We start from the raw sequence: 26,758 nt of genomic DNA, 5'->3' as shown, positions 1-26,758 counted from the left end.
AGGGGAGAGAGTTAGAGAGAGGGGGGTTAAATCAACCCTCACCCTAGCCCTCTCCCAGCTTGGGAGAGGGGAATTTCTTTTATTAACGCCTTTGCGCTGGAATGACAATCATCGTAACTTAATGGCAGTTAAAGCTTAAAAAAAGTATTTTATAATGCTTTCCCAACAGAAGCTACGCTATTATAGTCGACCAGTCTTTTTTTATGACCATAGGATATGTCGGTAAATCACACTGTGCACTCTAATCAAGTGATGTATAAACTTATCAAATCATTATTGCTTGGCACCCCTTTATTTTTTTTAATCGACAGCCCCTGGGCAGCCCAATACATTAGTAACGGGCAGGATATCTGCAATGTAATTGCGGTGATTACATACAGCCTCTTTCTTTTTTATGCGCGCGGCAAATTGTATTGGCTGATTTTATTGATGACCATTTGCAGCCTGTTTGCTGAAATTTTAGGCTCGCTGATACTAGGACTTTATGACTATCGCCTGAAAAATATTCCTGTCTATATTCCTTTGGGGCATGCCCTCATCTATACCACGGTTTACTATACCAGCAAACATCCCTGGGTTCTTTTGAATCATGTGAAAATAAAAGAATGCCTTGCACAGTTCGCTTTTCTGGCGGCCTTTCTATCTTTGTTTATGATTCACGATGTCGCGGGCTTCATTGGCTATCTGGTATTTCTGACGGTCTTATGGTTTCGCGAGAACAAGTTGTTTTATTTATGCATGTTTGTCATGGTTTATTATGTTGAATTGACTGGAACCACTCTCTACACCTGGTCATGGTATGGCGTCACTGGTGCTCATCCTCATTTCCCTACAATGGGATTTACCCCCTCCGGGGCCGCCGGCTTTTATGTACTCCTCGACTTAACAAGCAACTCGCTTTATTACTATCATTTGAAACTATTGCGATTTGCTTATCGCCTGGCACCGGAACTTAGGGTAAAAGAAATCAACCTGCAAAAAACTTAGACAATGTAGCAGGCCGCTTCCGCTTGCGCGGAAGATGAGGGAGAATAGCTCGTCCAATTTAGACCTGGGGTTTATAGCCACAATCCTCTACTATTTTCTTAGCCTGCTCTAGCTTGGCCTGAACAGCCTGAGCTGACTGGAAAAATGCAGGAGAACTCTCGGCAGCCAGGTCTTTTAAAAATTGAATCCCACACTGTCGTTTTGCAAACTCTTCCTGCTTTTTTTCGTCAAAAGGCGGTTCTTTGAGATCTTTTTCCTGATAAGATTCAAGCAGACTGACCAAACCTGTTAAGTAGGTTTTCATATGAATCGACATTATGCCGGCAATCTCATTTGCATTACTGACTAAATAACCAGTTTGAATCATGCCGATAACAAAGGCATTGGTCAGTAAAAAAATTTGCTGCGCCCGCTTAAGCTGCTCTTCTTTCTTTTTCTCTTCCCTGGATGCAAGTTCCTTCTGATTTTTATACAGATTATTTAACAGAATACCGCAGGCGGCGGACTTCTGTTCATCACTGACACTAATCGGATTAAATAGATGTGAAGCGGCTTTACCACTGATTGATGACTTGGCAATAATATCGACAATATGGGTATAATCCTTTTGTGCAGCACTTAGTAATGCAAATGTCAGGGCGGTTTTTACCGCTTTGACTTGCTCATCCAATCGATTAACCGCCTTAATGACACCTCCCCCGACAAGCAATTGGTTGCTAACTTCTAAAGGAAGTCCATCAGCCATCAGATTTGTTAACGCTTGGCCGTCATTTGTTTCCACCGCCTCAAAAAGCGATGAAATAAATTGTTTGGTGGCATGAGATACAAAGGTGTAATCATAATCGAATTCAGCAAGCAGCATAGTGCATTTCCCGTATAAAAGGTCAAATTTTACACAATTGGTAACAAAAAGTAAATAAAGTGATGGTTGCCCTCAGAAATCCAGTGTCTATAATTCCTATAAACTGCGCACAAATTATTATCATGATGAAATCAAGTACAAATAATCTGGAGCAAGAGTCTTTCCTTTTACGCGTAGCCACTGAAGTACCGGGGATTAGAACAGGTCCAACGGCAATGCAGGCCGCCGGCATTCAGACTGAATTTGCCACGGTGAATGTGCTTGCCGCTCAAAGCTTTAATAGTCTGGTGGTTTTACGCTCAGGTTCTCCGCCCGTTTATAATAAGCAGCGCAGCCCCAAAAGCGGCCTTAATACATCAAAAACCAGTAATCAGGGATTTTTTAAAGGTGCTCTGGCAGCTGATGTCCTGTTTACCCGTCTGGAAAATGGCGTTCTGCGCGGCATTGATCCTAAAGACAAGAAACGCCTGAACTGCCCTATCAAAAATATTGATTATCAGCATCTGCTCCAACTTCCTGTTAACATGCTTGATATTATCAGGGAAACGGGAACCGGCGGCGATTTAGAGGTATTAGCTTACGATGATGAATCGGGCCAATTACGGCTTGGGTATAAAGCCGGCAAAGGAGCCGATGCATTTAAGGGACAATTTGCGGTTAATTTAAAAAATGGTGTGCAAGAGCAGTTATTTTATTCACGCCCCTGGGATAACCCTGCCAATCAGCCTGACTGGGATAAAACCAAAAATATACTCAATAAACCCCAGGCATTAAGCGCGGTACCCGATGATGTCTATGAACGCTTCTTTCATTGCAGCTTTCCACTATTTTACAGTTTAAGCGAAGCGACAACAGCGGACGATCTTAAGCCCGCCCTGGTATTTGCAAATACTCCGCGCACAGGTGCTGAATTTTTAGCAGCAATGGGTGAAAACCATCCTGAGTACCATCGGGTTAAAGCGTTTAATCAGAATACCACGGAATCGCTTGCGAAAATTCTTGCTATTCTCGATGAAGAAGCAATCGCATCCATTTATGATCAATCTGCCTTGATTGTTGCTGGTGACTGGGATGGTTTGTTACTAAGCCACCCCCTCAATATGGCAATCGAGTACCAGCAAGTCTGCAACACCAGCGCAGCACTCCCCTCAGTGATGTTTGCCAATATGAATCAATTGAGAGAGCAAACCGAACAATATCTGGAAGACTTAAAGCATAAAATAGAGAATAAAACTCCAGAGCAATTATCGCCTTTTGACAAATTGATATTATCTGTAAATGCCAATCAATTAATTACGCCCTATAGCATTTCACGCGCAGGTTGCATTACCCCGCATGAGTTTTTATTCCAGCAACTCATTAATTATGCATATCGCGACCAGGAAAATATCCTGGGTGAGCCCTACAATCTGCTGGTCTTACAAACCACAATGAATAGCGTACTTGAACACTTCAGGCAAAATGGTTCACGCCCTCCCAGTGCTGAATTTGATTTATTTTTAAGAAATGAATTACAGAAAACTCTGCCTGCAGATTCAGAAACAAGCCCCTGGCGGATTGATATTTATTTTTCACATTTAAGGCATCATGCGCAAATCGCTTGCAACAATGAAGCGACTCACTATAAGATACCGCACCCGCAACATGATCAGAATATCCATGACCTTTATCAACATGGCTTTGACATGCGCAATCCCTACGGCTGCAATATCGAGGGAGCCTGGTTAATGATCACCCCTAAGGGCGAATTTATTTACGGTGAAACCGAGGAACAATTGATCCAGGTCTTGCTGGTCGAAAAGGATTTTTACCGTGAACACCAGATTGATGTAAACCCTAAAGCCGATTTGGAAAAAGGTTGGGACAAGATTTTAAAATTGCAAGAGCCGCCAGAACCGCCGCTAAGACTCTCCTTATCTTCATCGTCACTGTTTCAGCCCATTACAGAAGATCAGGAAGAAGCGCCCGTTCCGCCGCCAAGAAAGGCCTATGAAACGCCAGCTCTGGATCAAAACCGGGTGACGACTCAGGAATATCGGCAGCAGATGGAACAATTACAGCAGCAAGAGCAGGCTTCAAAACCAACGAATGAATTTAACCCGCAAACTGGCCTATAAGGGCAGGAGATTGTATGTCCCAACTGCGCGAACTTGAACAGTGTATGTCCAGCCTGGATAGCATGGTGGTCAAATCCAGGATTGATTGCAGTAATATGCAGCAATTAAAATTATTTTTGGCGGAACTCGGTTTTCTGCAAAAAGCCTATGAAGCAGAAGACTTTATCGAAGATCATATAAAAAATATCAGAGATCAAATACCGGAGGTCATTGCTGAGTTCGAGGAAGCAGACCCAAAGGAATTGGAGGCTATTTTTAATGAGTTCCTGTCCTGTATAGAAGAAATTGAAAAGGAGCGCTCCCCTTCTCCTCGTCGCCCCGGTTAGGCCAAACTCGTTTATCTCTCGCTTCTACGTCCCTCAGCTTGTATATAGCTACGTCCCTCGGCTTGTCCGAGGGATCCAGGAAACTCACAGAGAAACACTGGACCCTGCGGACAAGCCGCAGGGCATAGGGAGATGATGTGTAGGTACCTGGATTCCCACTTCGCGATTATTTTTTAGCCAGTAACACCGAACAAGGGAATTTGTTGATAGACTCCTGTTTTTGCGGCAGAACGGTAAAGTTAATCCGCTCCAGCAAGCTGATGTATTCCCGAGTGTACTTCATCACATTAACGCCAAAATCATCCTGAAAAATATAACGGTATTCACAAGCCAGACAAAAATCTTTATTGTGATCTTTGAAAACCTCGCATATAGCGACATGGCCTTCACGGGGTAAGGCCAGATATGCCATTCTTAAAAGTTTACGCGCTACTGTTTCATCCCAGTCAAACAACACACGCGCGAAAATAATTAAGTCAGAACCCACAGGAAAGGCATCATCCTCCAGAAAATTGCCCTCAATAACATTTATCTGCCCGCTTAATCCTCGTGATTCAATATTCTGTCTTGCGATTTCCGCCGAGGCCGGTAAGTTATACACAGTCGCTTTAAGATGCGGATAGGCTGACACAAAAGCGCAAGCCATTGTGCCATCCCCACCGCCTACATCTAAAAAATGCTTCACTTTTTTAAAATTAACCTGTTCCAGAATACAACGGATTGTGATAGCCGATGTACCGGCCATCCACTGCTCAAGCCAGGCGGCATGCTGTGCTGTCTTCGGCGGCCAGGGCGCATCGGTTTTCACCTTTCCGAATTGCAAGGCATCTTTTAGATTTTCACTGGCAGATTCCGTCCATATATCGAAAAAAAACTGCATTCCCCACCAGCCATTTTCCCCGCTTTCCTGAAGTTTCCTGAAATTATCCGGCAATTGATAACTTGCCTGTTCTTTGTTGACTTTTTTTATTAGGAAATACTCACTGGATAGTAAATGCAGCCATTTTTTTCCCCTCACCGGATGCAATCCAAGCCGCTTGATGATTTCATTTTCCTCTACTGTATGCTGGTTTTCAAATAAGGCAAACAGGTTAAGCTTAAACATCGCTTCCACCAGTTTTAATCTGGTACCAGCTGCTGTTAGTGAAAAATAATTTTCATAAAATCCATTATTGCGTTTTCTGCTGCCTGCCCGCAGTATTCGCCCTGGAATGGCATCTGTTTTTTTCTTAAACCACTTTAAAAGTTTCATATCGTTACTATTTCAAAAGATTGTTAAATTCGTCCAGTAAACACTCATGCAGGCCAGTTTTCATTTGCGTATCCAAAGTGAATACAAAATGATCTCCCATATCATAGATGCGTATAAAAATGATGCGGATTTTTTCACAGTTCATCCAGTTGATCGAGTTATCCCAATCGATATATTTGTTTTGAGTGTAGCTGTCCCGAACCAGCTTGTTGATATAAGTGTAAACCAGCATGTAAGGCTGCTTGGTAGCGTCCACTATCGATTCAGGAATGAGATCATTCTCAAGTATGCGACTATAGCTGGTATAATTTGCTATTCTGAAGTAAACGGCAAGGGTATTTTTTAAATCGTGGGCACGTTCCTTGAGTGGTAAATGGCTGCTGCTCAGAAATACAGGCAACCCAATAGCCAGATTAGTCATTAAATCCCGGACCTGTGGTATGGGAAGATTGCGATTGGAAAAACTAATATAAAAGAAAATCTTATCTGTTTTTGCCAGTTTTGAGATTGCCTGCTGTAGGAGCAAGGCGAAAATCACACTATAAGGCGAGTCCTGAAGTGTATGTTTGTCAGAAAATGCATCGATCGTATTTTTCTCAATCATAAAACAGGTATTTCGTTTTTCAGATGCTCCCTTAAAAATAGCCCCTAAATGATTATAATCTCCAAAATTGACTGACGCCAAACAGGCTCTAAGCTCTTCAATATTGCCAATTGCATCCGCTGAAATTTCATTGATTTGGTTTAAGTGTAACACCTCATCGTTTCTTTTTTGCTTGCGACTCAGCTTCCCTTCGTAACGGTGAAAAATTTCTTCACGCATCAATAAGGCAGACCAACCGTCAATTGCGATATGGTGATACGCCATGACCAGAAAATAACGGCTCTTCTTTTTATAGACATAAACTCTCACCAGTTGGTCTCTTAAAGCATAGGTTTTCAATTGTGAAAGCAGTTTTGTATCGCCAAAAAATACGGGGGCTTTCAGCAGAAAACTCGCTTGCAAGGGCGATTGAAGAAAATAGAAATCATCATCAAACCATTTCAGTTGACTGGATAACATAAAATGATTGGCCAGCGTTTCTGCTATGGCAATTTGCAGCTTTTCGGTATCGATCTCTTGCTTAAGACACCAGAATGCAATCTGATAAACTCCCTCTTTATCCAAACCATACAGCTCGCGACTGTAAACGGCTTTTTGGATTGGATTTAATCGGACTCGATTCCGGGATGGTGAGGAGATTTCGTCTACATTTTTTAAACAGGACTCAATATCACAGAGCGGCAGTGTGTCTTTAATTTTTGAGATATCCAGCCATTTACCGGTTATTTTCTGAATAGTTTCCGCCATTTCCAGATAATCAATAGACTCCAGTCCCAAATCGCCTATCCTTGTTTCAAGATTGAATTCCCGGCCCCGAAAAAAAGGCCTAAAGTAATCGGTTAAATGATTTATTTTTGAAGAAACCAATTGCTGTTTAAGCTTTAAGTAATCGATTTTTCCACTAGCTGTCAGAGGAAATTCCTGAGAGAAAATAAACTCATTCGGGTGCATATACTCTGGAAGATGCGCCTGCAAATGATGCCTTACCTGCTTTAGCAAACGATAATTCTCAATGCTCTCAATGAATACCAATACCTTGCTTTCTTCCTGAACTGCAATAAAACCAGTTTCCGGAAACGCTTTCTTAAGGATAAATTCAATTTGATTCAGGCTGATTAGCTGACCATACCGTTTAACCAATCGCTGCGAACGTCCGCTAAAATACAACTGCCCCGCTTGCATTGTCACAAAATCATTACTTTTAACGAAACGGCGATCGTTGATTTCCAAATAACTGGCCTGATTGAGTTCTGGGTCAAGATAAGCAGTTGAAATATTTCCTGTTAAATATAACTCATAGCCCTTTGTCGAATCCGAAACCAGTTTAAAATCACATCCGGCTCTTAAGTTACCCAAATGCAAGGCCTCAAGTTCAGTTAAAGGCGCGTTTATTTTTTTATAAAAAGGAATTAAGCATTCGGTCGTGCCGTATAAATTGTAAAAAACAGTCTGCGGATTAATATCGTCATACCAGTCATTTATCGTTTCACTGTGAATTGGCTCCCCGCTTAATAATACCAGTCGAACAGTCTTTAAACACTCAAGCAAGCGCTGCTCCCTTAAATGCCTAACTAATTGTTTGAATAAGCTGGGAGTCAGGTTAAGAACTGTGATTCGCTTTTGCAACAACCCATTGATAATAGCCTGCAATTTGTTTGCGGAATGTCTCTCAATAAAACAGAGCGAAGCGCCTGAGTACAATGGTACAAACAAAGCGCGGATTGACGCAGCAAAGGAAAATTCACTGGTACACAAAAAACAATCATCCTGATTTAATTCAAATTCGCCCACACACCAGTTAACATAATCTGAAATGGTATTGAATTGATAATGAACTGCCTTGGGAAATCCCGTCGTTCCCGATGTGAACAGGATCTCCCCGGGGACCAGGCAGGCGTTCCTGAATATCTCGGGCTGATGATATAAAAATCCTCTATTTTCCTTGAACGTTATCGAAAACTCACCACCCAGCTCGGCCTGAATCAGCAGTAAATCGATGGGGTAGCGCTGCAGATAATTATCGATTAATTCTGCAGAAGTAGAAGGATGCAAGGGAATAAAGCATCGATTGCTGATAATCAGTGCATAGCACAGGCAAAGATAATCAATCGAAGGCGCTCCCAAAACCATAACCGAATGAATATTGAATGAGTTAATCCATTTCAGATATTCATCAATTTTCGCTAAACATTGAGCTTTATCCAGAGTTGTTGCTTCATCAATCAGACTGACTGATTGTTCTGGATCAGAAAAAACCGTCAGAATGCTTCTTGCGAGCTCATTTTTAATACTCAGTGAAGAAAACTTCATCAGCCAACCTTTAGTGTAACAAAAAATACCGGCCAGACATGGCCTCACCCCTCTCAAACACTGCCATTCAGTCAAGCTTAATTGTTTATTAAACTGTCCTCCCCGCGAAGACATTGTTGCGTAAATAGAACCAGGCAATAAACAGCTTGTCTTTGCGAACAAAGTGAAGCAATCCAGATCAAACCCTGAACAAAGCCAGGATCTGGTTTGCTTCGCTAATGCTCGCAAAGACGTTCTTTATACACCTATCTTTATCCACCTAACACTGCCTCTGCGCGAAGGCTGGAATGACAAGTTTCCTTAACTTAATGACAGTGAGTCCGCCTAAGTCTGGCGCTATCTGCTATAAGTGTAAAATACTTACTATAAAAATCAGCTTCGACTTGTGTTATTTCATAACCAGTCTTAATAAAGCCCTAAAGAAGAACTCTGATTTAATAGTATTTATCACCAGTTTTTCCTATTATGAATACTTTTGTTTATCGCATCTCTTTGCGATTATAGCGGTTGTTTAGCGTTTCGGAGCATGAATCAGTGGTAAAAATGGATAAAAGTGTGAAATCAAACTCTAATTTCAGCGAACCGCTTGCAATTATCGGGATGAATTGCCTGTTTCCAGGCATGAATGCGGATATTGAGGATTGTGAAGCCTTCCATGCCATGTTGATGAAAGCCCAAACGCCAATAAAAGAGGTTCCGCCAAATCGCTGGAATATTAACGCTTATTATGATGCCTGCCGAGATAAAACTAATAAAATTGTCAGTCGTAAAGGCGGGTTTTTAGAAGATCCCTATCTTTTCGATGCCGATTTTTTTAAAATATCGCCGGTTGAGGCGAAACAAATGGATCCGCAGCACCGTCTTTTTTTAGAGGTGGCCATTCGCGCCTTAAATCATGCCAACATCAGCACTGATACGCTCGCGGGTTCTGATACCGCGGTGTATTGCGGGCTCTCCACCCATGAATACAATCAGCTAAACATTAAAGATCAAATCGAGTTCAATGAATATACCCCGGTAGGCGTGGCCGCAAGTGCCAGCGTGGGAAGACTCTGCCATTATCTGAATCTGAAAGGACAGGCGATGGCCGTGGATACCGCTTGCTCCTCTTCATTGTCCGCCTTGTATCTCGCGGCTAATGCTCTGCGAACAGGACAATGTCAGCTGGCGATTGTCGGAGGAGTCCATCTTAATCTTTGTCCGGAAAATTTTATTGGCGTCTCACGGGCCAATATGCTCTCCGCACGCGGTCAGTGCAGCAGTTTTGATAGTCAGGCCGATGGTTATGTACGCAGCGAGGGCGCTGCAGTGGTGATTGTAAAACGGCTAAGCGATGCGATAAAAGACGGGGATACCATTCAGGCCGTGATAAAAAGTCTGGTGATGAATCAGGATGGCGGCGGCATCAGCATGGTTTCTCCCAATGTAGAGGCGCAAATCGCCATACATAGGAATATTCTCGCGGATGCGGCAATAACTCCAGAAGACATTGATTATATTGAAACGCATGGAACCGGAACCGTCGCGGGAGATACTGTAGAATTCAAGGCAATCGAAACAATCCATCAAGGTCATCATTCAGAGACTAAGCCATTAATTATAGGCGCACTAAAAAGCAATCTTGGCCATACCATTTCCTGTTCAGGACTTGCTTCGCTGATTAAAGTGATCTCTGCCTTAAAACATGAAAATATTCCTCCCAACCTGCATTTTTCAAATCCAAATAAATCAATCCATCCCGAAATCATTCCAGCGCTGTTTCCAATAACCGCCGTTTCATATAAGAAGCAGACTCATAAGAAACGAATCGCCCAGGTGACCAATTTCGGCTTCAGCGGCACCAATGTCAGCCTTTTAATCGAAGAAGCACCAGAACAGCCAAAGCAGGTAACAGATGAGCAAGAACAGGAATGCTTTGTTATTTCCGCCAACAGCGAAAATTCATTACTACAGATGCTCAGGCAATACCCTGACTATCTGAAAAACAGCAGCGACAATTTACACGATATTTGCCTGACTTTAATAAACTGCCGCAATCATTATAAATTTCGCTGCGCTATTTTGGCGAAGGATAAACAGGAACTCGTCCAGGCGATTGAATCAACCCACTGTCCGATAGAAAAAGTGACTGTCAAAAAGGACCGGCTGATTCTTGATACGCCGAAAGCCATTTATCAGCAATTTATGGCCGGCCATAATATTAAAACCTCAGAAGATATTGCTTATAATAAGGTTAATCTTCCGTTGTATTGCTTCGACAAAAAACATTTTTACCATGAACCGCATGCGGTTGAAGCGATTGCCCCCCAACTATCGGCAAAAGATGAACCGATTGCCATTATTGGCATGAGTTGCCGTTTCCCCAAAGCGCCCAATCTGAGTGAATTTCTTAGCCTTCTCGAGCAGGGTATAAGCGGGATGGATTTCATTCCATTAGATCGCTGGGATAATGACAAATTTTACGATCCAAATATTGAGACCCCGGGGAAACTCTACGTTAAGCAGCTTGGCTTACTCGATAATATTAAACAGTTTGATGCCAATTTTTTTAATATCAGCCCTCGCGAAGCCAAGTTCATGTCGCCGCAATTGCGTATTTTTATGGAATGCAGCTACCATGCACTGGAACATGCCAATCTCTCTCCTGACCTAATCAAAAACAGCAAAACTGGAGTATTCGTAGGGATTGGCACCAATGAATACCCGCGAATTATGGAAAATTCTGGCCTTGAGCTCGAAGATTTAAACATCTATTTCGCAACAGGCAATGTCTTGAATGCACTGGCTGGCCGAGTCGCTTATGCCTTTGATTTACATGGTCCGGTTCAAGTGGTTGATACCGCCTGCTCTTCTTCAATGACTGCTATCCATAATGCCTGTCTTAGCTTACAGGCGGGCGACTGCAGCATGGCGATTGCAGGAGGTGTTAACGTCATATTAACCCCTAACTCTAATATTACCTTGTCCAAAGCTAAAATGCTGTCTCCTGATAGCCGCTGTAAAACCTTTAGCGAGGATGCCGATGGCTATGCGCGAAGTGAAGGCTGTGGGGTGATAATTTTAAAACCCTTACAAGCAGCGCTGAAGGACAAGGATACTATTCTGGCGGTGATTAAGGGCACTGCCATTAACAGCAGCGGTAAAAGTAGCGGATTTACGGTTCCCAATGGCATTGCTCAGGAAGAGGTTATTCGTCGTGCGCTGGCCAAGGCAAAACTTAATCCAGAAGCGATTGATTACATTGAAGCCCATGGAACCGGCACCCCCCTGGCTGATCCCATTGAAATGAATACCCTGACAAGAGTCTTTTCCTCTTCACACAGTCAGGCGCATCCGCTGTATGTGAGTTCGGTTAAAACCAATATAGGTCATAGCGAAAGTGCATCCGGTGTGGCTGGAGTCATTAAAACCGTCTTGAGTTTACAAAATGAACGTCTGTTTAAGCATTTAAACTTTAAGAAGCTTAACCCTGAAATTGAACTTAAGAATACCGTTATTCCATTAGAAACTATCCATTGGCCTGACACGTCGGATTTAAAACGGGCAGGTGTCAGCTCTTTTGGGTTTAGCGGCGCGAATGCACACGCAGTGATTGAGCAAGCGCCGGAACGCGCTGTTGAAAAAAGAGCGTTTTCCCAGGAATTTCTCTTGATTTTATCCGCTAAAAGCCAGAAGTCGCTGGAATTACTGATTGCTCGCTATGAGCAATATTTATCGGATACTGGAGATGAGTTTGCGGATATTTGTTACACGGCAGCCACTTGCCGCGGTCACTATCTATTCAGAACAATTCTTCGCGCAAGTACAGCTGCACAAGCGGCAAGCCTTATCAGAAAAGGTCTTTACCTGATTTATCCGCTTAAAAAAGAGGAAAGAATTTACTCTCAACCGCTCAGCCTGGATGAACTGCAAACGGCTTGGCAGGAAGGCTCAACCTTCGACTGGCAAGCGTATTACCAATCACTGAACCTTCGATTTGAAAAGGTCAATTTACCGCTTTATGAGTTTGATCGGCAGGAATACTGGTTTGAGAATAAGAGCACGTCAACAGACACAGCAATTCCTGATGACTGGTGTTTTCAACTGCAATGGCAGACCCAGGCCCTTAATACACAGAATACCGGTCGGGACCGCAAACGCTGGCTTTTGATAGGAGCCTCTGAATTAGCCGCCGGTTTTAAAAACCAGGACTTAAGTATCATTAAACCTGAAGAAAATTACTCTCTGAAAAACCTGGATGGGGTTATTTTCGCTGCAAGCCTGCGGTCGGTCCCAATGGATGACATAGATACGCTATTAGAATTCCAGAAAAACAACCTTAAACAGCTCCTGAATTTAGTCAAAGAACTTGACGCAAAGCATGTTGACTTAAAATTAATTGTGCTCAGTCATAATGGCATTGCAGAATTTGCAGGCACTCCCAATTTGGGTAACAGCTCTCTTGCTGGCTTTTGCAAAACCCTCACCCTGGAATTACCGCAATTTGAGAGCATTCTTATCGATTTCGATGAACTGAATATCCCCCGGATAGTAGATGAAATTCATTATAATCACGGCGGCTCCTATGAACATATCGTTGCCTATCGTCAGGGAAAGCGTCTGATAAGCCGGCTAAAGAAAATACCCTTAACTGATGAAAAAACCCCTCTGAATCCAAAGGCTCGCTATCTGATTAGCGGCGGGCTGGGAGGCTTGGGTCTCATAAGCGCTCAGGCGCTGTTGGCAAGCGGCGCCAGGGAATTAATCTTGCTGGGTAGAAATCCTGAAAAACCAGGGATTGAAGAAAGACTTAAGACAATTCAGTTGAATTATCCCGACGCCCGTATTAAAACAATCAGTCTGGACATCACCGACAGCGAAAAACTCAAGCAATTGCTTATTGAGCTCAATAAAGATGGCCTGTTAAAAGGAATTATTCATGCCGCCGGGGCCGCGGTAAAAGCCTCAGTACTTGAACACCAGCATGCCGATGTCGATTATTTATTTTCCGCTAAAGTAGAAGGCAGCTGGAATCTGCATGAGCTAAGTCAGAACATCCAGCTGGATTTTTTTATCGGATACTCCTCTATCTCCTCCGTTTTCGGCAGCAATAAAGAATCGGTTTACAGCGCTACCAACAGTTTTCTGGATGCCTTAATGAGCTATCGGCGGCAGTTGGGATTGCCCGGTACCGCCATTCAATGGGGCCCCTGGGGGGAGGCCGGGATGTCAATCAAACGGGCTCGAGATCAGGGATTAAAAGAGTCTTTAATCAGCAATGCCCAAGGACAGGAATTTATCAGAACTCTGCTCCATAGCGGAGTAAAACAGCTTACAGTGATCTCGCCCAAATACCTGCAATTCATGCTCGATTTTGTGCATAAACCCCGCCCATTATTCTATCAGGCTTTAGCGGAATCACTTGAACAGGCAGCGGATGAAAAAGAACCCTCATCAGCAGGCGAACCCATCTACTCGTCCTGGCTGCAACACTATGTTCAATGCAGTGAGGATAAACGCCTGCAAAGCTGTAAAGCCCTGGTCACAGAAGTCTGCCGAGAAATTTTGGAAATTTCGGCACAGGAACCTCTTGATGAGGACGAAGGTTTTTTTGAAATCGGCTTTGACTCCTTGATGATGACCGAACTGGCAAGCTTGTTAAGGAAAAAGCTGGAGCCTTCGCTGAAACTTGCGGCGACCATCGGTTTTGATTATCCATCAATCAGCAAACTGGCTCAGTACATCCATAGCGAGCTGGGCGCTCAAACGATTGATCATTTGACTCAACCTGAGGTGAAACCGCAAGAGGATGATATCGCTATTATTGGCATGAGCTGCTCTTTTCCCAAAGCCGCGGACCTTGATGCCTTCGAAGCCCTGCTCGAGCAAGGCTTAAGCGGCATCCAGGATATTCCTGTTGAGCGCTGGGATAATCGAAAATACTATGATCCGAATCGGAATGCACCCGGTAAATCCTATGTCAGTAAAATGGGATTAATCGATAATATTAAAGGCTTTGATGCCAGTTTTTTTGGAATTAGCCCGCGTGAAGCCAAATTAATGGATCCCCAGCAGCGTCTTTTTCTGGAATGCAGTTATAAAGCACTGGAACATGCCAATTATCCCCCAGAATCCTTACGCGGCAGTTTAACCGGAGTCTTTGCGGGAGTAGGACCTAATGAATACTACGCAAGTCTTGAAAAATCCGGTTTTTCAAATGAAGAGCTCAGCACGTTTTCGATTACAGGAAATGTATTAAACCTGATTCCAGGACGGGTTGCCTATATTTTTGACTTCAAAGGCCCATCCTTAAGTATCGATACCTCCTGTTCCTCTGCGCTGGTGGCTATTCATTATGCCTGTACCAGCCTGAAAAACGGTGAAATCGACTATGCCCTGGCAGGCGGCGTCAATGTATTATTAATGCCCGAATCCAATGTCACCTTATGCAGGGCCAATGCATTATCGCCAGATGGCCAATGCAAGACTTTTGATGCCGAGGCCGATGGCTATGCCCGCGGCGAGGGTTGCGGCGTCCTCTTTCTCAAACGCTTGGCAGATGCGATCCGCGATAAAGACGCTATCTTGGCGGTGATTAAAGCGTCGGCAGTCAATAACGATGGGAAGGCAGCTGGTTTAACTGTGCCTAATGGCAAAAGCCAGGAAGCCGTGATGTTAAAAGCCCTGAAACAAACAGGTCTGAGCAGCGAGGACATTAGTTATATTGAGGCGCATGGTACAGGAACTCCTCTGGGTGATCCCATTGAAGTGCATGCCATTCATAACGTGTATGGCCAGGAACGCAGGGGTTCTTCCCTGTATCTTGGCAGTGTCAAGACAAACATCGGCCATCTCGAAGCGGCATCAGGCGTTGCCGGCATGATTAAAACCGTCATTGGCCTGCAAAACAAAAAAATTTATAAGCATCTGAATTTTAAGCATTTAAACCCGAACATCAAAGGTAGAAATCCTGATATTGCTTTGCAGACACTGGAGTGGATAAGCCCCGATCATTTAAGGTATGCAGGTGTTAATTCATTTGGCTTTAGCGGCACCAATGCCCATGTAATTCTTCAGGAATTCCCGGACAAAGCTCTTGTACGCGCTCCAAAAAGTTCTCAGTCATACGCTTTGATTTTGTCGGCAAAATCTCCCACTGCGCTTGAGAAGTTGGCTGAGCGCTATCAGCGGTTTCTGAAAACCACCTCAGCTCAATTCGGAGATATCTGCTTCACAGCGGCAACTTGCCGTGATCATTATGCCTATCGGCTGGTTTTGCTTGCCAAAGATCCTGTTGAGGCCGCTCAAAAGATTAGTGATGGACAACTGCTATACTCCTGGAAAAATCAGACCGAGCATTTGGAAGATACAACGGCCTTGTTGAAAAGCCTGTTACTCAATTATCTTCAAGGTAAAACCATCGATTGGGCTTCTTTTTATCATGAGCAAGGCGGTGATTTCATTAAGGTTAAATTGCCTCACTATTATTTTGAACGCGCTGAATACTGGGCGGACAAAAAAAATGACCGCGCATTGAATGTGGACCAAATTCACCCGCTTCTAGGGCAAATGCTGACACTTCCTGATAATGAATTTCTCTTTAATCAGAAAACCAACGCAGAATTTTCTGATTTTCTCGAGCAATATCAATTATTTGGCAAAGCCATTTTTCCCGCTGCGGCCAGTATCGAATGCGGCTTGTCAGCGGCTAAATTAATCTTCAAAGAGTCCGCTCTGTGTATCGAGCAGTTTAATATGGCCTCTTATCTGGCTATTGGCGAGGCTCTTGATTTGCAATTGCAGGTGAAACCAACTGACGACAATTCCTTTGAAATCAGACACTTCTCAAAGCAAAATGAGGAGTGGCAGTTATTTTCCACAATGAGCCTGCATTCCAGTGAGTCGGAAACTCCTGAGCAAATTGATATTGAGCATCTGAAATCCCAATACACTCAATCTTACCAGCCCGAACAGATTTATGAAAAATTTAAACAGCAATCGCTAAATTGCGGCAAGCTCTTTCAGGTATTGCAGGCAGTGTACATTAACTCAGACGGCCTGCTTGCAGAGATCCGCTTTGACAGGAGCAATTCTGGCTATTATTATCATCCTGCATTGCTGGATGGCATCATGCAATCGGCGAAATTTTTCTTAATTAGCGAAGGAAATTATCTTCCCTGCTCATTTGCACGGATGACCAGTTTTCAGGAAGCGCCGAAACATATTTGGGCGCATTTTGTCAGACAAAGCGACACTGCAGGAAAAGACCCCATTGTTAATATCAAATTGTATGATCATTCCGGTTTGCTGATTGCCCGCATAGAAGAACTTGTATTAAAGCCTGTTTCACGAAATGATTTGAATTTATACGAAGTAACGCTGCAAAATCTTTATGAAACTCAGTGGCAGCAATTGCCTCCGATACGCCCTGCTCAAGAATTGCCAGAGTATTTAGTGATTGCCAGTGATCCACAAAAAGCAGTACAACTTCTGGGCGATATTAAATACCGATTGTTTTCCAACATCAGTCAGCTTATGAATCCTGCAGATAAGAATATCATTTTCTTATATGAGCAAGGTCAGTTTTATGAGCTTGTCCATTGCTGCCAGCAGCTCTTTAAATCCCGCCCGCAAAGCTTCGTCCTGCTGACTGAAAACGCACATGCTATTCACGATGGCGAACAAGTAAATCCCTATCACAGTATGGCGAACGCCTTCTGGCGAAGCTTTAGAAATGAATGGGATTTCAGCCGCAATTTTACAGTGGATTTGGATGACAAGAGCGATCTATTGTCGGTTTTACCTTATCTGCTGAATCCTGGCGAGGAAAATCAGTTTACGCTGCGAGAAGGCGTGTATGTGCCCCGAATTAAAAGAAAAGAATTAGGCAGTCACATTGAACAGAAAGAACAGCTATTCGACAATCAAAGCAGTTGCCTGATTACTGGCGGCACCGGGGCACTGGCAGCCGATCTGATAGACTATCTCATCGAAAGAGGCGCCAAACATATTATTATAACCAGCAGAAGCCCCTGCCCGCCCGCGACAGAGAATTTAATTGAAACGGCCCGCCTCAAACAGGTTACTATCAGGCACTATCAGGCAGATGCCAGCAATTACCAGCAAATGGAAGCATTATTTCATAAAATTCAGCAAAAATACCCGCCATTGACTGCGGTATTTCATCTTGCGGGGATAGTACGAGATGGTTTAATTATCAATTTGAGCGATGAGGATCTACAAACGGTATTGAGTTCTAAAATGGACAGTGCTTTGATCCTGCATCAGCTCAGCCAATCGCTGCCCTTGAAATGGTTTATATTGTTTTCTTCCACTGCTTCCTTACTAGGCGCCCGCGGGCAGGCAAACTATGTCGCTGCCAATGGTTTCTTAGATGGCCTGGCTCATTTTCGCAAACAGCAGGGATTGCCGGCACTGTCCATCAACTGGGGTCCCTTTAATGCAAAGGGTATGACAGCGAAGCTTACTCCCGGCCTGCAGCAATTTGGCTTTATCCCGCTGGAAAAAGAAAATCTGAATGTTCTGGATTGCTTGCTAAATGCCGATTTAGCCCAAATAGCCGTTTGCCGTGTGCATTGGGACATTTATTTAAAACATTCGGCAAGGCAAGTCGAGCTATCGGATTTTGCTAAAAACAAAGCGCCCGTTCAATACTTTTTTAATGCCTTGCGTCAGAGAAGCCATGCCGAGCGCACTGGTCTTCTGAGTCGTGTATTATGTGAAATCACGGCCGATGTGTTAGCGCTGGATAACGCCGGACAAATTCGGGCTCAGAGCGCCCTGTTCTCACTTGGGGTTGACTCGCTGATGTCCATTGAAATTCGCAATCGTATTCATGATAAATTGCAATGCCCAAACCTGAGTATCCCGATTGAATATTTCATCAATGATCCCAGTATTGAAAAAATTGCCGAAAATATCTCTCAGGAATTGCAGCTTATTTATGAACAGAGTGATTCGCCTGCTGAGAATAGGCAATGGCTCAGAGAGGAAGTCCCTTTATGCGATTTCCAGTTTAGTTTCTGGTCAATGAATACACTGAATTATGGCTATAACACCTCAATGCAGTTGCAGCTTCACGGCAGGTTGAATAAAGATTATGTCAACCGTGCTCTGGATTTTGTTATTAATCAGCATGCGGCATTCTGGCTTCAGTTCAATCAATCAATTCCCACTCAGACTCTGAAAAAACGAGGCGAGTTCAGATTGATTTATAAAGATATATCTTTAAACAATGAGTCCAATCTGCTCAGCCAGGAATTTTACAACAACACCATGCGCCTTATTGAGCTTGATCATCCCCCATTGATTCGAGCCTATCTTTATAAACTGAATAATGACTTACATGAGCTTCATCTGGTACTACCGCATATCATCGTTGATGATGCATCCTGCGATATTGTATTTGCTGAATTCAGAGCTTGTTATGAGGCGCTTTTCCAGGGAAAATCGCTGGTTCCAAAACCTGAGAAAAAATCCTTTTTAGATTATGTTAAAAATAATAATTCTCAATATCAGAAGGATTTAGATAATAAAATTTCGTTTTGGCAGGAATACAATCAGGATTGCCATTACCTGTATTTCGGCGCTCATCATCACTTGCCAGACGCCGCAGTCTATCGGCCTCGGCACATGCATCACTACACAATCAATCCAGGGATAAGTTCAATCATTGAATGGCATGCAGCGAATAATCTGAATATCAGTTCGGGGCTTATTGCAATTTGTCAGATGGTATTTCATCAAATGAGCCAGCAGCAAAAAATTCCCATTATCCTCATTCATACTGGTCGTGAAGGCAGTCAATACAAATCCACTGTGGGTTTATTTTCAGAATATAAACGAATTAACTTAAGTCATGAGGATAATATTTCATTTATTGATCGCATCAAGTCGGTTGAAAATGAGCTTTTAAAAACTGCCCCTTTCCAGAGGTGTTCGTATTTTATTAAAAATACAGGGATTAATGGCTCTAACTTCTCAATAAGCAAGCAGCTTATTTTTTGGTGGAATAAATGGCGTCTTGGCAAGTCATTTAAAGAGGTAATCAATGAAAAAATTGTACCCTACTATCTGGATTATTTAAGCCAGAGCATTTTATTAAAGAAAAGCAGCCGGCTTAAATTAAAACTTAAAAAATTATTTAAATGGCAGCTGCCTTTGCAAAAACCGGATGGTCTGAAAGTGCTTATCAATATGACGGCCAGTGTCTTTGGCAAGGAAGTGGCAGACACCCAATTTGCCGATTTGCATTACAGCTATCCCAGTTATTTTGGAGGGCTCAACCGCCCCATCGGCAATCAGAATTTATGGATTTACTTTTCGAGAAATGCCGAGGGAGACTATCAATTGTCAATCAACGGCCCTTTAACCCCCGAATGCATGGCACAGATCGCCTGCCGTTTTAATGAGGTGATTGATGAGCTGGTTAAACAGATAGCAGGTTCTCAAAAGCAATTAGAGGTGCAGAAAAAACACACCCTATAACCAGGCAACGTCCCTGAAGTTTTTTTAAACAAGATTTGATCTTGAATTGAGCACAGATTTTCAATTTCGCTTTGAACTGCCCCCCTCTCCCGCGATAGAAACTTTGACAGTATGATGATGCGATTCGCGGGAGAGGGTTGGGGAGAGGGAATGCCACGAATGGTCATTGATGACGAAATGTGGTCTCGTTTAGAAAAATTACTCCCAAAGCCTAAAGGCCGACATGGTGAAGATGATCGGTTATTTATGGAGGGGTAATCCTCCCTCTAATTGGCGCTTGAAATAGACAAGTCTTCTAATTATGATGATTTATATATATTTCTTTAAAGGTAAGTATCATTCATCCGAATACGGAGCGTTTCTATTTAAGCGCAAAGGCATTAAGGTTGCCTGTAATATTGAGAGAGGAAATTGATGGTTTCGAGATCGTGTTGGGTACGCGGCACTATCATTTTTCCTACAATGAATCCCCTTTCAACAATAGCTGCAGCGCAAGAATCGCCATCAATAAATTTTATACCAACACTTTACTGGAAAGTGCCGGCTTTCCAGTTCCTAAAGCCGCTTATCTAAATCTTGAGGATTTTGAAAATAATCTGCTCAGTGAGCGAATCGCCGATTTAAATTTTCCACTGGTCGTCAAACCGCTTACTGGCTCGCTGGGCATGGATGTTCTTTGTAATATCCAATCGCCTGAGGAATTAAATCGTCATCTCACTCGCATATTTTCTCTCCACCATCATCTCTTGATTGAAGAATTTCACCGGAATTTGAAATCCTATCGAGTGCTGGTTTTCAATAAAGAAGTCATCGGTGTCGTTTTATGCCATCCGGCCCATGTTATTGGCAATGGCAATCATACTCTCAAGGAGTTAATTGATGCTGCAAACATCGAACGGCAGGCCCTGGAAAATCCTGATCTGGGTCCAATCACTGCGGACGAGGAATGCATGATTCGACTTAAGGAGCTGGGTATCAGTCTGGATTATATTCCTTCAAAGCATGAGCGGGTCGTTTTAGCTTACACGTCCAACGGCACCCGAGGCGGAAGCTATGAATCCCTGGGCAAAGACATAGGCCGGGAAAATCGCCAACTGATGATTCAGGTTGCCGAGCAGCTTAATTTGCAGCTGACAGGAATCGATGTGGAATGTGAGGATATCAACCAACCGATAGTGAAAACCGGTGGAGTCATTATAGAAGTTAATCATCGCCCGGATGTGCGTATTCACGAACTGCCCAACGCAGGTCACCCGCAGCCCGTCTCCAAAACCATTATGCGCTCTTTTATGTATCGCCACCCTTTTTCGTATCTTCGGAATTTGTGTACTCCCAAGGGTTGAGCAGCTCCACTCCAAAATCTTTAAAATCTTTAACATTTCTTGCCACAACCACAAACCCATGTACTAAAGCTGTAGCAGCAATTAATGCATCTCTTTCTGACCGATGATCAAGTATATGGAGCATAGCGCATCGTTGGGCTACTGCTACATCTATGTTTAAAATTCGTTCTGAAAAGGCAGGAAGCAAATGGGTGTTAAACCAGGTGCATAAATGGCACCTTGAGGGGGGATCTACACGTTCCTTTTTTTCAGCAAGACCCCCATCTCTATCTCAAGTATGCTAATTACAGATAAAAACAAAGATGCAGTAGACTCGGCTTTTGCCCAGGATATTACATTAGTATTAGCTTTCGCGCCTTTTCTTATTTCTGATATTATTCTGGCATAACGTGTAAGTTAGCGTTATCCGCAGCCAAGGTTTAATGTACCTGACTGTTCCCTATTCTCTCTCAGGGATGCTGGCAAAAAAGTAATTCTATTGGAAAAAAAAGAGGGACTGTAAGTGAGCATGTCACTATCAAGGCCACCTTTCAAACTGAAGTTTTCGGGATGACGATCATCTTCCCTTCTTGCAGTTTTTTTATGGTTAGCCCAAAGAAACTGTGTTTGCCATTTAAGGACTTCAGATAACTTTTTAGGACATTTTAGAGCATTCTGTAAACTTAGATGTGGAGGATAAGGATTCCCGATTGGTACATTGCGTAAATGCTGTTCCAAGAGCAACTCTACTATCTGTTCATCCTGAAGTTTGCATAATTTTTTTAGACATTCTAACCTTTCAATTTCATCTTTTACTTGGAGAATGGCTGTCTCACTCAGTAGATTTTCATTAAATAATTTTGGATTTTCAGCCAGTACACGTGCTGCCTTCCTGGTCAACGATTCAATTTCTTTCATAATACTCTGTAATTTATTAAATTCCGTTGAGGTTTTATAGTTAGAAAAAGTGCCGGCGATATTACTCGTCAAACTAAATAAAGATTTTACAAGAATCTTCGGATTTCCATTTTCTGAGAAATTATTGAGCATTTCAAGCAAAAACTCATTTCCTGAAATCGATCCGGTCTAATCGTTCAAGCTACTCAAGATAAATCGCCTCATTTTAGGGATATCTGGACAGTTGATGTGGTTCCGGATAATAATTTCAGTATTATTATTTGGCCAAATGTTGAGCAATCATTGCAGGGTATTGTATAATAGTGTAAACAATTATTGAGTTCAGACCCATGCCAAAAAGCAAAATAAAATTATTTTTATTTGATCGAGATTCCAGCCTCATCGATAGAAATAACCAGTTATTTAATCCGGATATCATGATTCCCTTTCTGAAAGAAGTCACACGCTATTATCCTTGGGGTATTGTTTCTACAGGCGGATCTGAGGTTAATTTTTGCCCCGGAGTTGCAGCAATTAAGGCAGCTGTCGGCGCTATCAACACATGTGCCTATCCATCACTGGGGAGCGGTAATTCCAGCACCCTGCGCGCAATGCTGCAAGGAGATTCTCCAGCCATTACCCAAATCGAAATCCAAATTGATTATCCAGCTGACCTGCTTATTTCCGAGGATCAGAAAAAGAAACTGGCAAATGATTTATTATTTCAGGCTCTTATCCAGGGTGAAATCGATTCAAAGGGCACAATTAATTTGTCGATACCTGTACCAAGAACAGATAATGAATATAAGATTCAGGTAAAAGTCCCCGCTAACTCTACTTTTGAGCTCAAGCTTGGCAACACCAGGCTGAGAATGAATACATTAAACTGGCTGAACGCAAGAAATCTACACGGCGGCGGGGACAATAAGCTGCTCATGGCCATTGAAGCCATGGGCCAATTGGGGTTGAAGCTTAAATTAACGGATGAATTAAAACGTTTAGGCATTGAAGCATTAGAAACCCCTCCCGATTTTCGTGAGTTGGCCCCTAATGAAGTGCTTATGCTAGATGATAAAAAAGGGGTATACGATCTAATGGCGGCGGCGGGATTTCAGGCAATTCGTGCCGATACGCCGGAAGCTAATTTTTTACCGGAAAGTGAAGAAGAACCCCCTGTCCGTAATACCTATTTAAATCATCTGACAACACATCTTGGGTATGAGAGCCTCACAGAGTTCAAAGCATCTTCTTCAATCAAGGAGTTGAATCAGCTCCTTGCCGGGTATCTGGAAGAAAGAACAAAAGATACACGCCAGTACCAGTCCGGGTTTGCTGGACTGTTTCAGAAAAGTTTATTACAAAAAGAAAAAGCGGTACAGGCAATGAAGCTGGCACTTGTCGATCCTGAAGAAACTAAAGACCTGATGGAACATTTAAACGTTCTGCGCCAGGGTGAATTAGGGAAGGGTATCCGCGCTTTTGTAAAAGCCGGTAAAGCCAATGACATTATTGGCTATCCTGTACATACCGTAACAGAATTTATTCAGGCTTTATCAGCGCAAGCTAAGCGTTTAACAGCAGGGCCGGGTAATATTTCCTAAATTTTTCAAATTTCTGCATGAAGTCATTCAGGTTACTCTTTATATTGAGCTCGTTGCTTTCGCCATACGTCAGCAACGGGCACGTGCTCTCATTGAGCCATAGGACATCCCTCCATCGTACCAACAAAGCCAGAAACCCATTCTATAGAGAGCGATTGCATGAATATGTTTAAAGCTAGTGCATCAAGAGGTCCTTAAAAAAAACAAACGGCTACTTTTGAGGTAATTTGTTATTTTGTTCTTCCGGAACTTTCAACAGAATACGCCTACTAACTCCATACAACAGAGACGAGCATAACTCTGCATTTAGTTACAACCATAACTTTGCTCGATACCAGTCGATGGTGTAACTGCACCGTCATGCTGTGTAAAAAGAGTAATTCCTCTTTTTAAAGAAAGCTGTTTGAAAGTTGGGGTGCTTTCGATGCTTGAAGCTAATCCCTTTTGAAGTAAACGTAACAAATCATTTTCCAAATCATTCCGTTGACGAGTCTTGGGCAAACGTTGATTTATATCTTCTATTAAAGTTAGCGTGTCACGCTGACTATCACCATATCCTTCTATTTTTTTCATAATAGTATCATAAACTAATTGTACTAGACCCGTATCGTTAACTGGATTGACCTGCCAAACCTGGTTTTTTTCATCGACTATATTGACAGCGTTAGGATCAGTTATACTATGGTCTGCTAATTTAGTGATCGGAAACAAATCAAGAAATTTGCACAAAAATTCTAACTTTTTTTCATTCCAGAAAAGTTTTCTCTGATTAGCAAGAACGAGATCGGCTTGCCGCTTTTCTTTAATTTCAACTGACAAATAATTGACTACCTCAGGATCATTTAGAGATTCCTTATCAAAATACAAACCTAATCTTGCTATTTTCTGCGCGTTAAAAAATGAAAAAGCGAATTCTTCGTTATTTTTTAAATGAACTATTACGTTTTTTATTTCATTTTGTACAGGTAAAAAACAGGTTTTATTTTCTAGATGAAAAATAAATCGACTATTAGATTTACTACTTCCTCTATTAAAGTGAATAAAGTCTATTTTCTTAGATAGCTCGTTAAACTTAGGAAATAAAAATCTTTCTTCATCTAAAGGGGATAAATACTTCCAACTCTGCAATAGCTGTTTGCAATTCAAAAATTCTGTGTATTCTTGAGTAATTTCTTTTGCTGTTTTACTCTTTTCAACCCATATTTCAGTGTTATCATCAAGAACAAGGGTAACATTATATATTGAGGGGCTAGATGAAAATGGAGATCCAATTTTAACTTCTTTTATTCTTTTTTCAGTAATAATGGATTTGAAAAAAGCTTCTTTCTTGTTGAAATGTTGGAGCCAATTAGCTTCAAGATCTGTAGAGATTAAAAGAGGAGCTATACTCTTAATCTTTTTAAAGGTTTTTTCGTTAAGTAATTCACCATATGAGTCTAATAAGTCAAGTAATATAATTTCTCTTTTATTTGTTTCATTATTAAAAAAATGCTTATAAAATAACTCATTGATCTCCACTTGATGATGTGAACCATCACGCATATGAAATGTTGCAAATCGATAATGGGATAAACCATTGCCTTTATCATCGATGATGATATTAATAAAAGATACATCTTCTTTTTTAATCTCAATTTTCATTAAAAAACCTCAACAATTTATAACAACTTAGGCATTGCAGCTCAAACTGAAAAGACACCCACCAGATATTTGGCATACGGTGTTCAAACTTTATGATCTTGTCCATTATAATTTAAATATCAAATTTGAATTATTATAGAAAGCTATATATTTTTAAGATGAAAACATAGGCGCTCGTAGCTTGAGGATTACGATGATTAGGGGGATAAAAGTTTAATAAATCCTCGACAAATGCAATACATTTTTTGCAAAAATACGATGTAACGGGGACGTTAATCCAGACGGATGTGGCTTAATGGATAACAAATGGCTTCATAACGCATGCCCCCGACACCTATTAAAATCTGTTATAATGCAGCAAATCCAACAAATGAATTAGGCAAAACGCTGGAGGATTATGATTATAAACCTTTCTTCAGAAAAGAAACAAGATGAATTCACAGGCACCTCACTCCTGAACTGGGTAGAATGAAGTGATGATAATAATGAATCATATTATTTTAATTTAAACTTGCATTATCCAAGAAACTGTTGGCTTATGAATCATAATAGAAAAATTCAGCTGCACCCTACATTGAATTTTGTAGAAGATATTCAGGTCATTTGTAGACCATTAGAGGTGTTGGGCATTACTTACTTTGCGCATGTTAAAGTTATTGGGAGTAAATTTTCCGCCATCAGTAATAATTCAGCGCTTATTGAACATTATTTACAGCAACATTATTACAATGTTGATATACATACCGCGAATTCAACATACTTAGGTCCGTATGTATTGTGGGATGGCATTACTCGCTATGGTTTAAGTGAAAAAATGCATGTTGAAGCGGGTCAATTTGGGGTATTACATACTTTTTCTATAATAGAAAAAGAAGAACATGTTTATCAATTTTTTCATTTCGCTACTAATAAGCCAGGCACGGCAATTAATCAGGTTTATTTAAGCCAATTAGATTTCTTAAAATTATTTATACTTTATTTTAAAGATACAATGAAGTCTAACAAACACTTGAATAGAGCCTATGAAATAGAATTCACCTTAAATAAAGACGCGCAAGGTTTTTCATTTAATGAAGAAGATTTTAAACTAATCACACCTGATTTTGATTTAAAGAAATTTGATTTACCGGAATGCACCAAACCTTTAACGAAACGTGAAATCAGTATCCTAAAAGAACTGCACTCAGGCAATACTATCAGTCAAATCGCTCACATTAATAATATTGCTGAAATTACGGTGAATAAAACTATTGCCAACATTAAAGAGAAAACAAATTGCAAGACACATTTTCAATTAGGTGAGTTCTTCGCCCGCCATTTTGAAGCGGTTAAATTAATATAATTAACTAAAA

Annotated in this window: 12 protein-coding genes; 7 read left to right on the top strand and 5 right to left on the bottom strand. The window is 41.9% G+C overall.

The features are described 5' to 3' along the window. The first annotated feature begins 216 nt into the window (after window positions 1–216). Entirely contained in the window at window positions 217–987 is a 771-nt protein-coding gene (locus DYH61_RS03760; protein ID WP_058508597.1) for a hypothetical protein, read from the top strand. A 58-nt stretch (window positions 988–1,045) separates the two neighbouring features. Here the strand turns inward: DYH61_RS03760 and DYH61_RS03755 are convergent, their stop codons facing one another. Beyond that, a complete protein-coding gene (locus tag DYH61_RS03755) occupies window positions 1,046–1,849 on the bottom strand; it encodes a hypothetical protein (protein WP_058508596.1) in 804 nt (267 codons plus the stop codon). A 122-nt stretch (window positions 1,850–1,971) separates the two neighbouring features. Here DYH61_RS03755 and DYH61_RS03750 point away from each other — a divergent pair, with 122 nt between their 5' ends. Together DYH61_RS03750 and DYH61_RS03745 are read left to right on the top strand one after the other, a co-directional pair. Further along, on the top strand, window positions 1,972–3,966 hold the full coding sequence (locus DYH61_RS03750; protein ID WP_133129097.1) for a hypothetical protein: 1,995 nt from the start codon (window positions 1,972–1,974) through the stop codon (window positions 3,964–3,966). 14 nt (window positions 3,967–3,980) lie between these two features. Further along, window positions 3,981–4,292: a hypothetical protein gene (locus DYH61_RS03745; RefSeq protein ID WP_058508594.1), complete on the top strand. Its 312-nt coding sequence runs from the start codon at window positions 3,981–3,983 to the stop codon at window positions 4,290–4,292. Window positions 4,293–4,458: 166 nt separating this feature from the next. On the opposite strand, the gene DYH61_RS03740 is transcribed toward DYH61_RS03745, so the two are convergent. Beyond that, complete coding sequence (locus DYH61_RS03740) at window positions 4,459–5,544, bottom strand: methyltransferase (protein WP_058508593.1); 1,086 nt, start codon at window positions 5,542–5,544, stop codon at window positions 4,459–4,461. 7 nt (window positions 5,545–5,551) lie between these two features. After that, window positions 5,552–8,458, bottom strand: a complete 2,907-nt coding sequence (locus tag DYH61_RS03735; protein ID WP_058508592.1) for an AMP-binding protein — start codon at window positions 8,456–8,458, stop codon at window positions 5,552–5,554. A 534-nt stretch (window positions 8,459–8,992) separates the two neighbouring features. Here DYH61_RS03735 and DYH61_RS03730 point away from each other — a divergent pair. Next, a complete protein-coding gene (locus tag DYH61_RS03730) occupies window positions 8,993–19,945 on the top strand; it encodes an SDR family NAD(P)-dependent oxidoreductase (RefSeq protein ID WP_407927361.1) in 10,953 nt (3,650 codons plus the stop codon). 386 nt (window positions 19,946–20,331) lie between these two features. After that, window positions 20,332–21,288, top strand: a complete 957-nt coding sequence (locus DYH61_RS03725; RefSeq protein ID WP_065236179.1) for a UDP-N-acetylmuramyl peptide synthase — start codon at window positions 20,332–20,334, stop codon at window positions 21,286–21,288. Between the two features lie 402 nt (window positions 21,289–21,690). Here DYH61_RS03725 and DYH61_RS03715 read toward each other — a convergent pair whose 3' ends face one another. Then, window positions 21,691–22,326 (bottom strand): hypothetical protein, encoded by a 636-nt coding sequence (locus DYH61_RS03715; RefSeq protein WP_058508590.1) that lies wholly within the window; start codon window positions 22,324–22,326, stop codon window positions 21,691–21,693. Between the two features lie 188 nt (window positions 22,327–22,514). Between DYH61_RS03715 and DYH61_RS03710 the strand changes: the two genes are divergently transcribed. Further along, a complete protein-coding gene (locus tag DYH61_RS03710; protein ID WP_058508589.1) occupies window positions 22,515–23,765 on the top strand; it encodes a hypothetical protein in 1,251 nt (416 codons plus the stop codon). Window positions 23,766–24,071: 306 nt separating this feature from the next. Here DYH61_RS03710 and DYH61_RS03705 read toward each other — a convergent pair whose 3' ends face one another. Beyond that, window positions 24,072–25,406, bottom strand: coding sequence for a hypothetical protein (locus DYH61_RS03705; protein ID WP_058508588.1), 1,335 nt, complete (start codon window positions 25,404–25,406; stop codon window positions 24,072–24,074). 538 nt (window positions 25,407–25,944) lie between these two features. Between DYH61_RS03705 and DYH61_RS03700 the strand changes: the two genes are divergently transcribed. Beyond that, on the top strand, window positions 25,945–26,748 hold the full coding sequence (locus DYH61_RS03700) for a helix-turn-helix transcriptional regulator (protein ID WP_058508587.1): 804 nt from the start codon (window positions 25,945–25,947) through the stop codon (window positions 26,746–26,748). Window positions 26,749–26,758 lie beyond the last annotated feature (10 nt).

Origin of the sequence: Legionella quinlivanii (genome assembly GCF_900461555.1) — a bacterium.
GTDB classification, from domain to species: Bacteria; Pseudomonadota; Gammaproteobacteria; order Legionellales; family Legionellaceae; genus Legionella_C; species Legionella_C quinlivanii.
The sequence above is the reverse complement of the archived record's forward strand: the minus strand, read 5'-3'. Positions and strand labels throughout refer to the sequence as shown.

Excerpts from the sequence above, each read along its gene's own strand:
- DYH61_RS03760 (WP_058508597.1), top strand. The coding sequence starts at position 217 with ATGTCGGTAAATCACACTGTGCACTCTAATCAAGTGATGTATAAACTT.
- DYH61_RS03755 (WP_058508596.1), bottom strand. The coding sequence starts at position 1,849 with ATGCTGCTTGCTGAATTCGATTATGATTACACCTTTGTATCTCATGCC.
- DYH61_RS03750 (WP_133129097.1), top strand. The coding sequence starts at position 1,972 with ATGATGAAATCAAGTACAAATAATCTGGAGCAAGAGTCTTTCCTTTTA.
- DYH61_RS03745 (WP_058508594.1), top strand. The coding sequence starts at position 3,981 with ATGTCCCAACTGCGCGAACTTGAACAGTGTATGTCCAGCCTGGATAGC.
- DYH61_RS03740 (WP_058508593.1), bottom strand. The coding sequence starts at position 5,544 with ATGAAACTTTTAAAGTGGTTTAAGAAAAAAACAGATGCCATTCCAGGG.
- DYH61_RS03735 (WP_058508592.1), bottom strand. The coding sequence starts at position 8,458 with ATGAAGTTTTCTTCACTGAGTATTAAAAATGAGCTCGCAAGAAGCATT.
- DYH61_RS03710 (WP_058508589.1), top strand. The coding sequence starts at position 22,515 with ATGCCAAAAAGCAAAATAAAATTATTTTTATTTGATCGAGATTCCAGC.
- DYH61_RS03705 (WP_058508588.1), bottom strand. The coding sequence starts at position 25,406 with ATGAAAATTGAGATTAAAAAAGAAGATGTATCTTTTATTAATATCATC.
- DYH61_RS03700 (WP_058508587.1), top strand. The coding sequence starts at position 25,945 with ATGAATCATAATAGAAAAATTCAGCTGCACCCTACATTGAATTTTGTA.